This window comes from Alcanivorax sp. HI0007 (assembly GCF_001635525.1).
GTDB lineage: Bacteria > Pseudomonadota > Gammaproteobacteria > Pseudomonadales > Alcanivoracaceae > Alcanivorax.
The window spans coordinates 1-355 of the sequence record NZ_LWEJ01000190.1 but is presented as its reverse complement, the minus strand read 5'-3'; the positions used below and the strand labels follow the sequence as shown (position 1 = coordinate 355).

At 42.8% G+C, this 355-nt stretch carries 1 protein-coding gene; it reads left to right on the top strand.

Features of this window, described 5'->3' with window-relative positions:
* A partial coding sequence (locus tag A3714_RS18230; RefSeq protein WP_231867844.1) for a hypothetical protein occupies window positions 1-355 on the top strand: 355 nt, incomplete at both ends.

The following is a 355-nucleotide window of genomic DNA, read 5'->3' as shown; positions in this document are numbered from 1 at the left end:
AAAGATCGAGGAATCGTTAGAACTGACAATGCGCCACTCGGAGATTTTGCTGAGTGGATGATAGCCAAGAAAATGAACTTGCATCTTGCGGCAAATTCGAGAGCAGGATATGACGCAATTTCGGATCAAGGTGTACGGTTTCAGATAAAATCCCGTAGGGTTACCCCCGAAAATAATTCGCGTCAGCTAAGTGCCATACGGAAATACGATGAATCTGATTTTGACTATCTTATCGCGGTGATCTTTGATCAAGACTACAGCATCATTGAGGCGTACCTTATCCCGCACGAAATAATTGGTAAATATGGCAGATTTCAGTCTCACACAAATGCGCTAAATTTGATTATGGCTGGTG